This window comes from Nocardioides aestuarii (genome assembly GCF_039527245.1).
Taxonomy (GTDB): domain Bacteria; phylum Actinomycetota; class Actinomycetes; order Propionibacteriales; family Nocardioidaceae; genus Nocardioides; species Nocardioides aestuarii.
Map to the genome: position 1 here is coordinate 1674946 of NZ_BAAAJT010000002.1, position 12923 is coordinate 1687868.

14 protein-coding genes are annotated in these 12923 nt (G+C 72.9%); 4 read left to right on the forward strand and 10 right to left on the reverse strand.

The genetic code is table 11. The annotated features are described in order from the left end of the window. Window positions 1-27: 27 nt before the first annotated feature. Genes ABD091_RS08495 through ABD091_RS08505 form a run of 3 tightly spaced genes read left to right on the forward strand, consistent with a single transcriptional unit; the run spans window position 28 to window position 1815 of the window. On the forward strand, window positions 28-879 hold the full coding sequence (locus tag ABD091_RS08495) for an immunity protein Imm33 domain-containing protein (protein WP_343917352.1): 852 nt from the start codon (window positions 28-30) through the stop codon (window positions 877-879). 8 nt (window positions 880-887) lie between these two features. After that, window positions 888-1346, forward strand: coding sequence for a helix-turn-helix domain-containing protein (locus tag ABD091_RS08500; protein ID WP_343917354.1), 459 nt, complete (start codon window positions 888-890; stop codon window positions 1344-1346). 10 nt (window positions 1347-1356) lie between these two features. Continuing rightward, window positions 1357-1815 carry a VOC family protein gene (locus tag ABD091_RS08505; protein ID WP_343917356.1) on the forward strand — a complete coding sequence of 153 codons (459 nt, stop codon included), beginning with the start codon at window positions 1357-1359 and terminating at the stop codon, window positions 1813-1815. A 1-nt stretch (window position 1816) separates the two neighbouring features. On the opposite strand, the gene ABD091_RS08510 is transcribed toward ABD091_RS08505, so the two are convergent. Next, entirely contained in the window at window positions 1817-2197 is a 381-nt protein-coding gene (locus ABD091_RS08510; RefSeq protein WP_343917358.1) for an MmcQ/YjbR family DNA-binding protein, read from the reverse strand. 58 nt (window positions 2198-2255) lie between these two features. Between ABD091_RS08510 and ABD091_RS08515 the strand changes: the two genes are divergently transcribed. Continuing rightward, window positions 2256-2807, forward strand: a complete 552-nt coding sequence (locus ABD091_RS08515) for a protein-L-isoaspartate O-methyltransferase family protein (RefSeq protein WP_343917360.1) — start codon at window positions 2256-2258, stop codon at window positions 2805-2807. On the opposite strand, the gene ABD091_RS08520 is transcribed toward ABD091_RS08515, so the two are convergent. The 9 genes from ABD091_RS08520 to ABD091_RS08560 are packed head-to-tail and all read right to left on the reverse strand — an operon-like array spanning window position 2783 to window position 12782. Continuing rightward, a complete protein-coding gene (locus tag ABD091_RS08520) occupies window positions 2783-3433 on the reverse strand; it encodes a pyridoxamine 5'-phosphate oxidase family protein (RefSeq protein ID WP_343917362.1) in 651 nt (216 codons plus the stop codon). The genes ABD091_RS08515 and ABD091_RS08520 overlap by 25 nt on opposite strands. Window positions 3434-3451: 18 nt before the next feature. Beyond that, window positions 3452-4615 carry an acyl-CoA dehydrogenase family protein gene (locus ABD091_RS08525; protein ID WP_343917364.1) on the reverse strand — a complete coding sequence of 388 codons (1164 nt, stop codon included), beginning with the start codon at window positions 4613-4615 and terminating at the stop codon, window positions 3452-3454. Further along, window positions 4612-6492, reverse strand: a complete 1881-nt coding sequence (locus ABD091_RS08530) for an acetyl/propionyl/methylcrotonyl-CoA carboxylase subunit alpha (RefSeq protein ID WP_343917366.1) — start codon at window positions 6490-6492, stop codon at window positions 4612-4614. Before ABD091_RS08530 ends, ABD091_RS08525 begins: the two co-directional genes overlap by 4 nt. Window positions 6493-6497: 5 nt before the next feature. Then, window positions 6498-8045: an acyl-CoA carboxylase subunit beta gene (locus ABD091_RS08535; RefSeq protein WP_343920920.1), complete on the reverse strand. Its 1548-nt coding sequence runs from the start codon at window positions 8043-8045 to the stop codon at window positions 6498-6500. Window positions 8046-8055: 10 nt separating this feature from the next. Then, window positions 8056-8547, reverse strand: a complete 492-nt coding sequence (locus ABD091_RS08540; protein ID WP_343917368.1) for an SRPBCC family protein — start codon at window positions 8545-8547, stop codon at window positions 8056-8058. Continuing rightward, window positions 8547-9686 (reverse strand): acyl-CoA dehydrogenase family protein, encoded by a 1140-nt coding sequence (locus ABD091_RS08545; protein ID WP_343917370.1) that lies wholly within the window; start codon window positions 9684-9686, stop codon window positions 8547-8549. Before ABD091_RS08545 ends, ABD091_RS08540 begins: the two co-directional genes overlap by 1 nt. Beyond that, window positions 9683-11398: an acyclic terpene utilization AtuA family protein gene (locus ABD091_RS08550; RefSeq protein ID WP_343917372.1), complete on the reverse strand. Its 1716-nt coding sequence runs from the start codon at window positions 11396-11398 to the stop codon at window positions 9683-9685. Before ABD091_RS08550 ends, ABD091_RS08545 begins: the two co-directional genes overlap by 4 nt. Continuing rightward, a complete protein-coding gene (locus ABD091_RS08555) occupies window positions 11395-12180 on the reverse strand; it encodes a TIGR03084 family metal-binding protein (protein WP_343917374.1) in 786 nt (261 codons plus the stop codon). The genes ABD091_RS08550 and ABD091_RS08555 overlap by 4 nt, the downstream gene beginning before the upstream one ends. After that, complete coding sequence (locus ABD091_RS08560; RefSeq protein ID WP_343917376.1) at window positions 12177-12782, reverse strand: TetR/AcrR family transcriptional regulator; 606 nt, start codon at window positions 12780-12782, stop codon at window positions 12177-12179. The genes ABD091_RS08555 and ABD091_RS08560 overlap by 4 nt, the downstream gene beginning before the upstream one ends. Window positions 12783-12923: the final 141 nt, after the last annotated feature.

Genomic DNA, 12923 nt, shown 5'->3' on the forward strand with positions numbered 1-12923 from the left:
GTCACCTGCAGGAACTAGCCTCCGGGCATGCACGACACGACCGACGTCGCGACGCTGCTCACACACGGCGGGTGGGCCCTGGTCGATCCGCGTCCCACCGCGCTGGCCAACCCCGACACCTTCGAGATGCCCACGGCCGACGAGCTGGCGGCGCTGCGGCCGGGCTCGCTGGTCAAGGCGATGTTCCGCTGCGTGACGATCGCCGACGAGGTGACAGACGGGCTGGCGCCCTACGACGCGGAGGGGCGTCCGCAGCTGGTGTCGTTCGTCGAGCGGATGTGGCTGACCGTGGTCGAGACGTCCGGCACGCCCGACGGCGACGTCGAGTGCGTGCTCGACAACATGCCCTACTCCACCCACTGCTCCCTCGTGCCCGGCACCGGACTGAAGATCCCGGCGCACCACCTGATCGCCACCGACCCGCCGGCCGACGACCTCGACCTCCGGGGCTATCTCGCGACGCTCGCCCGCGACTTCGGCGCCGAGGTCGCCCGCGCCACCGATCCGGTCGACCCCACGGCGCTGCCCCGGGTCCACCCCGACCAGCAGCGCCGCTGTGCCGACGTCGGCGTCCCTCCCCACCCTCCGGCGATGTTCGGCTCGATGCTCGTCGCCTCCGACGTGGGGCCCGACGACGTCCCGCTCTTCGGCGGCCGGTTCGACCCCGAGCCCGAGCGCAGCGACGTCGGCTGGGTGGTGTGGGCACGGCACGCGTCGATGGAGGAGGCGCAGGCCGCGGCCGGCTTCCGCGTGGTGACCGTGCAGGAGGCGTTCCGGCTCGCACCCGCGGCCTGGCCGTGGCTGGCGCTCCCACCCCACTGGGGGTTCACCGCCGACGCCGACGGCGGCGAGGCCTACCCGATCGACATCGAGGAGTAGGGCACCCGATGGCCCGCCTGACCGCGCAGGAGGACACCAATCGCCGGATGCTCCGTGCGCGCGACCTGATGGACCGCTCCTACGCCGAGCCGCTCGACGTCCCACGCCTGGCGGCCGTCGCCCACCTGTCGCCGTCGCAGTTCGGCCGGGTCTTCAAGTCCGTGTTCGGCGAGACGCCCCACCGCTATCTCCAGCGGCGACGCGTCGAGCGGGCCATGACCCTCCTGCGCCAGACCGACCGGCCGGTCACCCAGGTCGCGTGGGACGTCGGGTTCGCCAGCCTCGGCACCTTCAGCCGCACCTTCTCCACCGTCGTCGGCTGCTCGCCGTCGGAGTTCCGCGCCCAGCACCAGCCGGTCCACGTCCCGTCCTGCTTCATCGCCGCGTGGACCAGGCCCCGGCAGCGACAGCGACAGCGGGAAGGGACAGCGGTTTCGGAGAAGCAGCAAGCACCCGCGGCTGACTAGCGTCCGTGACATGAGCTCCAACCACATCACCAGCCTCCACATCCGCAGCGTCCCCGTCCTCGACCAGGGCGAGGCGCTGGACTTCTACACCACCCACCTCGGCTTCGAGGTCCGCGACGACCTCGACCTCGGCTTCATGCGCTGGCTCACCATCGGCGTGCCCGGCCAGGACACCTCCCTGCTCCTCGAGCTCGTCGGCGGGCCGCAGCACGACGAGGCCACCGCGGCCCAGGTCCGCGAGCTGGTCACCAAGGGTGCGCTCGGTGGCCTCTTCCTCGTCAGCGACGACGTCCACGCGACGTACGCCGCGCTCGTCGAGGCCGGCGTCGAGGTCACCCAGGAGCCCGTCGAGCAGCCCTACGGCACCGACTTCGGCATCCGCGACCCCTTCGGCAACCACGTCCGGGTGAGCCAGTTCTCCACGGCGAGCCCCGAGGACATCGAGCAGGCCTACGCCGACCACTCGTGACTCAGCCGGTCGGCCGGTCCACCTGCTCGACGAGGTGGGCCGGCGCCTGCAGGCAGTAGGAGTCGGTCAGCAGCTCGGCCAGCTCCTCCCAGTCGGTGTCGTCGTCGAGGAGCATCCCGACGACGTTGGCGCCCCACTCGGTCTTGAAGTAGGGCGCACCGAGGTGGCGGAAGGCCATCACCTCGTCGGGCTCGGCCCTGAAGGTGATCCGGAACAGCTGGTCCTCGCCGCCGAAGACGTGGGCGACGGTCGCCTGGCCGACCCGCCAGCGGGTGCCGACCCAGGCCGGTTCCTCGGCGCAGCGCGGCAGCCGACCCAGCACCTCGTTGATCCGCCGCACCCACTCCTCGGGCACCAGCGGCCGCTCGATCTTCCGCGCCACGGCCCGAGCCTGCCACGACGGGCCGACAGCCGGTCAGGTCAGTGGCATCGTCGAGGGCATGGACGCCGTCGACCGGGCGCTCGTCGCCCACCCGCGCGAGGGGTTCCTCCGCGAGCGTAACCGCTCGCGGGCGGCCTACGACGGGCCGCTGGAGATCGGCCACGGCCAGACCAACAGCCAGCCGCGCACGGTCGTCGCGATGCTGCGCCTGCTCGCCGTGCGCCCGGGCCACCACGTCCTCGACGTCGGTGCCGGGTCCGGGTGGACGACGGCGCTGCTCGCCCACCTCGTCGGTCCGACCGGGTCGGTCGTCGGGGTCGAGCTCGAGCCGGAGCTCGTCGCCTTCGGCTCCGCCAACCTCGCGGCGACCGAGCAGCCGTGGGCCCGGATCGTGGAGGCGTCCGAGGGCGAGCTCGGCCGGCCGGCGGAGGCCCCGTACGACCGGGTCCTGGTCTCGGCGATGCCGCCGTCACTGCCCGGCGATCTCGTCGACCAGCTCGCCGACGACGGGGTGATGGTGATCCCGGTGGACGGGGAGATGCTGCGCGTCACCAACCCGGACGGTGTGGTGACCCACCACGGCCGCTACTCGTTCGTGCCGCTGCGCTGAACCAGCGCGCGCACCGACGGCGGGACCTCGTAGCCCTCGCCGAGCCACGGAGAGCGCACCGGCTCGCCGTACGTCGTGCCGAGTGGGACGAGGCCGGTCCACACGCCCTCCTCGAAGAGCTCCTCGTCGGTGTCGTCGTCGCCGACCTTGAGGATCCAGTTGTCCTCGGCGATGTCGAGGGCGAGCGCGACCGTCGCCGCGACCTCCTTCTTCAGCATCCCGCGCACCTCGGCGCGACGGCCGGGGACGAGGACGTCGGAGAGCCGGTCGAGGGCGTCCCACGCCTCGTCGCCGGTCAGCGTCCGGAGGCTGCCGCGCACCGTCGCCGAGCGATAGCTCGCGGAGTGCTCGAACATCGAGGTCGCCAGCACCAGGCCGTCGACGCTGTGGACCGCGAACACCGCCTCGCTGCCGGCCGCGACCTGGCGCAGCGCCCCCGCGCCGGTCGAGCCGTGGAGCAGGATCCGGTCACCGTCGCGCGCGTGGAGCATCGGCACCGCCCACGGCCGGCCGTCGGTGGTGACGGTCGCGAGGGTCCCCGTCAGCTGCTCGTCGAGCAGCCGGTCGAGCGCCGCGCGGTCGTCGGCGCGGCGCTCCCTCAAGCGGGTCAGGTCGTCGAGGCTCACCCGGCGATCCTGACAGCGTCAGTAGGACTTCGGCAGCCCCAGCGAGTGCATCGCGACGAAGTTGAGGATCATCTCGCGGCTGACCGGGGCGATCCGGCCGGCGCGGGCGGCGACGAGGAGGCCGGCCATGCCGTACTCCTGGGTGATGCCGTTGCCGCCGTGGGCCTGGACGGCGCGGTCCACCGCGTCGCAGGAGGCTTCCGCCGCGGCGTACTTCGCCATGTTGGCCGCCTCGCCCGCGCCCATGTCGTCGCCCGCGTCGTAGAGCGCGGCCGCCTTCTGGGTCATCAGCCGCGCCATCTCGACCTCGATGTGGCTCTGCGCCAGCGGGTGGGCGACCGCCTGGTGCCCGCCGATCGGGCCCTGGAAGACCGTGCGCTCCTTGGCGTAGGAGACGGCGCGGTCGAGCGCGTAGCGCGCGAGCCCGGTCGAGAACGAGGCGGCCATGATCCGCTCCGGGTTGAGGCCCGCGAAGAGCTGGACGAGGCCGCCGTCCTCGTCCCCCACGACGCTGTCGGCCGGCAGCCGGACGTCGTCGAGGAACACCGTGAACTGCAGCTCGGGGCTGACGATCTCCATCGGGATCGGCTGCGCCTCGAAGCCGTCGGCGTCGGTCGGGACGACGAACAGCACTGGCTTCACCTTGCCGGTGCGAGCGTCCTCGGCACGCGCGACGACCAGCACGTTCTCGGCCTCGTCGACGCCCGAGATGTAGATCTTGCGACCGTTGAGGACCCACTCGTCGCCGTCGCGCCGGGCGGTCGTCGAGATGTTGTGGGTGTTGGTGCCGGCGTCCGGCTCGGTGATGGCGAAGGCCATGGTCCCGGTGCCGTCACAGATCCCGGGCAGCCACCGCTGCTTCTGCTCCTCCGTGCCGTAGCGGGTGATGATCGTGCCGCAGATCGCGGGGCTGACGACCATCAGCAGCAGCGGGCACCCCTGCGCGGCGAGCTCCTCGCAGACCGCGGCGATGTCGCCGATGCCGCCACCACCGCCGCCGTACTCCTCGGGGATGTTGATGCCGAGATAGCCGTTCTTCCCGACCTCGAGCCACAGCTCGGTCGTCTTCTCGCCCGACCGCGCCTTCTCGGTGAACCACTCGCGCCCGTACTTGCCGGCCAGCTTCCTGACCGCCTTGCGCAGCTCCTGCCGCTCCTCGGTCTCGCTGAAGTTGTTGCTCACTGCTCTTCCTCCACTGTCTCCGCCACCACGGCCAGGACCTCGCCGGCCGCGACCTGCGCGCCGGTCTCCACGCCGATCTCGGTCACCGTGCCGGCGGTCGGCGCCGCCACGGTGTGCTGCATCTTCATCGCCTCGAGCACCAGCACCGGCTGGCCGGCCGCGACCTCGTCACCGGCGGCGACGTGCACGGCGGTGACCGTGCCGGGCATCGGCGCCAGCAGGCTGCCGCTCGCCACGGCGTCGGCCGGGTCGGTGAACCGCGGCGTCCGGGCGTACGCCGCGTGGCCACCGGGCCAGTCGACGTCCACGGCACCGTCCCCCACCACCACGGCGTAGGTCGTCCTGACGCCGTCGACCTCGAGCGTCACGGCCGTCGGGGACGCGGCGACCACCGTCGCGCCGTCGACGCGATAGCCGTCGCGACCTCCCCACCACGCGACGGGCTGGTCGTCGAGCAGCGTCAGCTGGGGCTGGGAGGTCACGTTGCGCCAGCCGACGGGGATGCCCCGCTGGACGGTGCGGAGCGCCGCGTCGTGCTCGGCGATCGCGAGCGCGGCCGCCACCGGCGCCCACGCCGGGTCGAGCGGGGGGACCTGCACCTCGGGCAGCAGCGCGGTCGACACCTCGCCGGCCAGGAAGCGCGGGTCGCGCAGGATCGCGACCAGCTGGTCGCGGTTGGTGGGGACGCCGTGGATCGTCGCGCGCGACAGGACGCCGGCGAGCCTGCGTGCCGCGGCGGTGCGCGTCGGCGCGTGGGCCACGACCTTGGCCAGCATGGCGTCGTAGAAGGTCGAGACCTCCGAGCCGGACTCGTAGCCGGCGTCGATGCGGACCCCGTCCTCGGCCGGGATCTCGAACCGGGTCAGCACCCCGCTCTGCGGCGCGTGGTCGGCGGCCGGGTCCTCGGCGTAGAGGCGGACCTCGATCGCGTGGCCGTCCGGCTCACCACCCCAGCCCATGAACCAGTCGGACTCGGCGACGCGCAGTTGGAGCTCGACCAGGTCGACGCCCTGCACCGCCTCGGTGACCGGGTGCTCGACCTGGAGCCGCGTGTTCATCTCGAGGAACCAGAACCGGCGGGTCGCCGGGTCCAGGAGGAACTCGACGGTGCCCGCCCCGCGGTAGTCGATCGCCTCCGCTGCCGCCCGTGCGGCGTCGTGCATCGCCGTCCGGACGGCGTCGTCGAGCCCGGGCGCCGGTGCCTCCTCGACCACCTTCTGGTGGCGGCGCTGCAGCGAGCAGTCGCGGTCGCCGTAGACGCTGCTGCCGACGACCTGCACCTCGACGTGGCGGCCGTGCTCGACGTAGGGCTCGACGAACACGGTGCCGTCACCGAACGCGCTCTCGGCCTCGGCCCGCGCGGCCGCGACCTCGCGGTCGAGGGCGTCGAGCGACCGGACGATCCGCATGCCACGACCACCACCACCCGCCGAGGCCTTCACGATCAGCGGGAGGTCGGACTCGGTCGGCTGGGCGGGTGCCTCGAGCACGGGAACGCCGGCCTCGCGCATGATCCGCTTGGCCTCGACCTTGGAGCCCATCGCCTCGATCGAGGCCGGCGTCGGGCCGACCCACGTGAGACCGGCGTCCTCGACCGCCGCGGCGAAGCCGGCGTTCTCGGAGAGGAACCCGTAGCCGGGGTGGATCGCGTCCGCGCCCGTACGCCGGGCGGCGTCGAGCAGCAGGGCCACGTCGAGGTAGGTCTCGGCCGGCGTGTTGCCGGGCAGCCGGACCGCGAGGTCGGCCTCGCGGACGTAGGGCAGGTCGGCGTCCGCGTCGGAGTGGACCGCGACGGTCTCGATGCCGAGGGCCCGGCAGGTGCGGAAGACCCGCGACGCGATCTCGCCGCGGTTGGCCACCATCAGTCGTCGGATCATCCCGGTCACATCCTGAAGACGCCGAAGCGGTCGGTGCCGACGACGGGCTTGTTGGCGATGACGGAGAGGCAGATGCCGAGCACGGTCCGGGTGTCGCGGGGGTCGATGACGCCGTCGTCGTAGAGCATCCCGGACAGCGCGTAGGGCAGCGAGGCCTCCTCGACCATCTGCTCGACGTAGGCGCGCATCCCGGCGTCACCCTCCTCGTCGTAGTCCTGACCCTTCGCCTCGGCCGCGGCGCGGGCCACGATCGAGAGCACGCCGGCGAGCTGCGCCGGCCCCATGACGGCCGACTTCGCCGAGGGCCAGGTGAAGAGGAACCGGGGGTCGAAGGCGCGCCCGTTCATGCCGTAGTTGCCGGCGCCGTAGGAGGCGCCCATGATCACCGACAGGTGCGGCACGGTGGAGTTGGAGACCGCGTTGATCATCATCGCGCCGTGCTTGATGATGCCGCCCTGCTCGTAGTCCGCGCCGACCATGTAGCCGGTCGTGTTGTGCAGGAACAGCAGCGGGGTGTCGACCTGGTTGGCGAGCTGGATGAACTGCGTCGCCTTCTGCGCCTCCTCGCTGAAGAGCACGCCCTGGGCGTTGGCGAGGATCCCGACCGGGTGGCCGTGGATCCGGGCCCAGCCGGTCACCAGCGAGGAGCCGTAGAGGGGCTTGAACTCGTCGAAGGCGACCGCGTTGTCGCGTGAGACCCCGTCCACCACCCGGGCGATCACGTCGCGGGGGTCGAACGGCTCCTTGAGGTCGGCGGGGACCAGGTCGAGCAGGCCGTCGGGGTCCGCGTCCGGCTCGGTGTACGCCGGGGTGAGGCCGCGCCGCTCGCGGTTGAGGCGGGCGACGATGCGGCGACCGATCCGGATCGCGTCGTGCTCGTCCTCGGCGAGGTGGTCGGCGAGGCCCGACGTACGGGCGTGCATCTCGGCACCGCCGAGGCTCTCGTCGTCGGACTCCTCACCGGTCGCCATCTTCACCAGCGGCGGCCCGCCGAGGAACACCTTGGCCTGCTCCCTGACCATGACCGTGTAGTCGGACATCCCCGGGATGTAGGCGCCGCCCGCGGTGGAGTTGCCGAAGACCAGGGCGATCGTCGGCTGCTTGCGGGCGCTGGCGCGCGTGAGGTCGCGGAACGCCTTCCCACCGGGGATGAAGATCTCCTTCTGGGTCGGCAGGTCGGCGCCGCCCGACTCGACCAGCGAGACCGTCGGCAGGCCGTTCTCCTCGGCGATCTGCGCCGCGCGGAACCCCTTCTTGACCGTCCACGGGTTGCTCGCCCCGCCCTTGACCGTCGGGTCGTTGGCGGTGATCAGGCACTCGACGCCCTCGATCACCCCGATGCCGGTGACGACGCTCGCCCCGACGGCGAAGTCGGAGCCCCACCCGGCGAGCGGGGAGAGCTCGAGGAAGGCGCTGCCGGGGTCGACGAGGAGCTCGATCCGCTCGCGCGGCAGCAGCTTGCCCCGCGCGTGGTGGCGGTCGACGTACTTCTCGCCGCCGCCCGCGACGGCCTTGGCGTGCTCGGCGTCGAGGGACTCGAGCTTCTCGAGCATCGCCTCCCTGTTAGTGGTCACGCTCGACCACGGCCTTCATCCGCTCCAGCGTCGTGCGCATGCCCTTCTCGTTGGTGCGGCCACGGAAGGGGCCGAGCACGAGCCAGTAGAGCCGCATGGCGAGGTTGGGCTCGAGCCGGAAGTACTCCGTGACCAGCGTGCCGTCGCCGTCCGGCTCGAGCCGGTAGCCCCAGTTGTTGACCGCGATGTCGTCGGTGCCGACGGAGAACTCGAAGAGCCGCTCGGGTTCGCAGGCGGTGACGGTGCAGGCGCTCCAGTAGGTCGGGCCGACGCCGTTGCGCTTCACGTGGCCCTTGAACTTCGCGCCCACCGCGGGCCCGTCGTAGCCGTGGCGCCACTTCGCCTCGAACGTCTCGGGGCTGAACTCCCCGATCCGGGTCACGTCGGAGACGAGGTCCCAGACGACGGCCGGCGACGCGTCCATGTGGACCGACACCTCCCCGGTCAGCGGTCGCAGGAACATCTTCACGGGCGGAAGCATCAGGCGTATCCCATCAGTCGTGCGGTCAGGTCGGTCAGGACCTCGGAGGCTCCTCCCCCGATGGGGAGGATCCGCGCGTCGCGGTAGTGCCGCTCCACCTCGGTCCCGGTCAGGTAGCCGGTGCCGCCGTGGAGCTGCACCGCGTGGTCACAGACGTAGGTCGCGCACTCGGTCGCGGTCTTCTTCGCCAGGCACGCCTCGGCGACGACCGACTCGCCCGCGACGTGCCGGCGCGCCACCGCGTGGGTGTAGGTGCGCGCGACCTCGACCTGCCGCCGCATCTCCACCAGCGTGTGGCGCACCACCTGGTTCCTCACCAGCGGCCTGCCGAACGCCTCGCGCTCGCGGACGTACGCCGCCGCGAGCTCGAGGCTGCGGGCGGCGATGCCGTAGGCGTGCACGGCGAGCGCGATCCGCTCGACGACGAACTGCTCGGCGATCTGCGCGAAGCCGCTGTTCTCGGCGCCGACCAGGTTCGCGGCCGGGACCCGCACGTCGGCGTAGCCGAGCTCGGCGGTGTCGGAGCAGTGCCAGCCCATCTTGGTCAGTGCGCGGTCGACAGTGAGGCCGGGAGTGCCCTTCTCGACCACCAGCAGGCTGATGCCGGCGTGACCGGCGCCGCCCGTGCGCACGGCCGTCGTGACGAAGTCGGCCCGGACCCCCGAGGTGATGAAGGTCTTGGTGCCGTTGACGACGAAGTGGTCACCGTCTCGGACCGCTGTGGTCCGGAGGTTCGCGACGTCGGAGCCGCCGCCCGGCTCGGTGACCGCGAGGCTGCCGATCAGCTCACCGGCGAGCGCCGGCCTGACGAACCGGTCGACGAGATGGGCGTCACCGGTCGCGGCGAGGTGGGGCAGGGCGATGCCGCCGGTGAAGAGCGCCGCGAGCAGGCCGCTGCTGGCGCCGGCCTCGAGGAAGCCCTCCTGCACGGCGATCGAGTCGAGCAGGTCGCCACCCTCGCCGCCGACCGACTCGGGGAACGAGACCCCGAGCAACCCCTGCTTCGCGGCGGCGGCGTGCAGCGCCCGCGGCACCTCGCCCGCCGCCTCCCACTCGTCGAGGTGGGGCACGACGTGGCGGCGGCAGAAGTCCGCCGCGGCCTGCTTCAGCGCCCCCCGCTCAGGGGTCGCCGCGGTCACAGGAGCCGGTCCTCGATCGAGACCGACCGCGAGCGGACCCACTCCCCGAGGCCCTTCGCCTGCGGGTCGAACCTCGTGGACGCCGCCACACCCTCACCCAGCAGGCCCCGGAGCAGGACGTTGACGCCGCCGAGGTTCGGCAGCAGGAAGACCTCGACCTCGAGGTCGCGCGACTCCGGCACCAGCTCGCGGATCTTCTGCGGCGTGATCAGCTTCGCCAGCCACTCCACGCGGTCGGCGTACTTCGCGCTGTCGTCGTGGGCGACCCACAGCCCGAGGTTGGCGTCGCCGCCCTTGTCACCGGAGCGGGCGTGGACGAACGTGCCGAGCGGGAGCCGGCGGGTGAGCCGGTCGGAGGGGTGGGGGTAGGGCGAGGGCCGGGTGCCGGTGCGGTCCTCGACCGGCCCCGCGGTCGGCGGGTCGGCCACGACCTCGCGCCGGCCGTCGGCGTGCACGACGGTGTGCTCGACGCGGTCGCGGGCGACGTACGCCGGCCGGTAGATCCCGTAGGGCGTCGGCGCGGCCGGCGGGGCCGTCACCGTGAAACCCGGGTAGGACGCCAGCGCGAGCTCGACGACGGCCGCGGTGAAGGGGCGCCCGACCGGGCCGGCCTCGGGGTCCTTCACCGTGCAGCGCAGCAGCACCGACGCGGCCTCCTCGGTGACGGCGTCGGCCGGGGGCGCGACCACCTCGGACCAGGCCACCTCGGCCGGTCGCGGGTCGAGGGCGGCCTCGACCTGGTCGCGGACCCACGCCGCCTTCTCCTCGACGCGGAGCCCGGTGAGGACGAGCTCGGCCTGGTTGCGAAAACCGCCGAGCTCGTTGACGCAGACCTTGAGCTGCTCGGGCGGCGCCTGGCCGCGGACGCCGGTGATCGCGACCCGGTCGGGCCCGACCTGCTCGAGCCGGACCGAGGTCAGGTCGACGGTCACGTCGGGGCCGAGGTAGCGCGTCGACTGGACCTCGTAGAGCAGCTGGGCGGTGACGGTGTCGACGGTGACGGCGCCACCGGTGCCGTCGTGCTTGGTGATGACGCTGCTGCCGTCGGCCGCGACCTCGGCGAGGGGGAAGCCGAGGGGGGCCGTGCGCGCCGACTCCGGGAGGTCGAGGAAGCCGCTGAAGTTGCCGCCGGTCGCCTGCGCGCCGCACTCGAGGACGTGGCCGGCGACGACGGCGCCCGCGAGGGCGTCGTGCTGCTCTGGCGTCCAGCCGTGGTGAGCCATGGCGGGACCGACGACGAGCGACGCGTCGGTGACCCGGCCGGTCACTACGACGTCGGCGCCGGCCCCCAGGGCGGCGGCGATCCCGGCGCCGCCGAGGTAGGCGTTGGCGGTCAGGGCGCCGTCGAAGCCCATCTCGTCGGCACGGTGCCGGAGGTCGTCTCCCTCGACGTGGACGACGGCCACGTCGAGGCCGAGGCCGCGGGCGACCTCCCGGACCTTGTCGGCGAGGCCGGCGGGGTTGAGGCCGCCGGCGTTGCTGACGATGTGGACGCCGCGCTCGAGGGCGAGGCCGAGGCAGTCCTCGAGCTGGCGGACGAAGGTGCGGGCGTAGCCGAGGGAGGCGTCCTTGAGCTGGTCGCGCCCGAGGATGAGCATCGTGAGCTCGGCGAGGTAGTCGCCCGTGAGGTAGTCGAGGTCGCCACCCTCGAGCTGCTCGCGCATGGCCGCGAGCCGGTCGCCGTAGAAGCCGGAGCAGTTGCCGATGATCACGCGCGCTCGCGCCCCTCTCCCGGCGGGCCGGCGAAGCACTGGGCGATGGTCAGCCACTCGTTGGCCTCGCGCCCCTGACCGACCAGGTCGGTGTCGTCGCGGTGGACGCGCTGGGTGACGAGCAGGCAGAAGTCGTACGCCGAGCCGCGCACCGACTGGCTGGCGTCCTCGGGGCCCCACACCCACAGGTCGCCGCTGGGGGCGGTCAGCTCGACCCGCACCTCCTCGGTCGGCGCGTCGAGGCCGTGCGTGGCGAAGGAGAAGCGACGGGTGCGGACTCCGAGGTGGGCGACGTTGCGGATGCCGTCGTCGACGACCGGCTCGGCGTCGAGCGCGGCGTGCACGTCGAGGGAGTGGGCCCAGGTCTCCATGTAGCGGGCTGTGGCCATCGACGTCGCCGACATCGGCGGGCCGAACCACGGCATCTTCTCCCCGGTCGGGTGGTCCTGCAGCGCGCCGGTGAGGGTCGTGCGGGCCTCGCGCCAGCGGGCCAGCAGGGCATCGGGGGCGACGGCGCCGCCCTCGAGCGCGGTGCGGTCGACGAAGCCGTCGGGGTCCTCGAGCGCGGTGAGCACGAGCGCGTCCCAGGCCTCCTGGTCGGAGGCCGCGGCCAGGGCGGCCTCGTCGGTCCAGGCGAGGTGGGCGACCTGGGTGGCGACGTCCCAGCCGGGGGCCGGGGTGGGCGTGCGCCAGCCCTCCTCGGACAGGTCGACCACCAGGGACTCCAGGCGGTTGCCGACCGCCGTGAGGTCGGCGAGGACCTGCTGCAGGGTGTCGGTCATCGGGCTCCCAGCTGTGCGTCGAGGGTCGCGGCCCACCGGTCGAGGATGCGGGTGCGGCGGCGGGTGTCGTCGGTGATCGTGGCTGCCAGGCCGAGGCCGCGCACCAGGTCGAGGGTGGCCTGCACGAGCTCGCGGTCGCCGGGGCGCTGCTCGTCGACCCCCAGCGCGTCGACGGTCAGCCGGTGGGCCTCGCGCCCGACCCGCTGCTCGAGCGGGGCGACGGCGGCGAGCAGGGTGGCGTCGGTGCGGGCGGCGACCCACAGCTCGAGCGCGGCGGCGAAGACGGGCGAGGTGAAGTGGTCGCCGAGGACCCGGACCACCGCCTTCGTGCGCCCCGCCCCCCGCGGCACGGTCGCGAGCGTCTGGGCGAGCTCGGCGCCGCGGCGCTCGGTCAGGTGCTCGACCGCGGCCACGACGAGGTCGTTCTTGGTCGGGAAGTGGTGGAGCTGCGCCCCGCGCGACACCCCCGCCCGTTCGGAGACCAGCGTCGTCGACGTGCCGGAGAACCCCCGCTCGACCAGCACCTCGACCGTCGCCTCCAGCAACCGCTGGCGCATCGCGCGCGTGCGGTCGGCCTGGGGCGTCCGGGTCGTGCTGCTCACCACGCCATCGTGGCGGCGTACAAACAAACAGTCAAGCCTGACTGTTTGTTCGGCCGAGTCGTGGACGTGTGACCGCCGAGTCGCGGGTTGGTGACCTCCAGGGGACCCAAACCCGCGACTCGGACGTCACGAACCCACGAC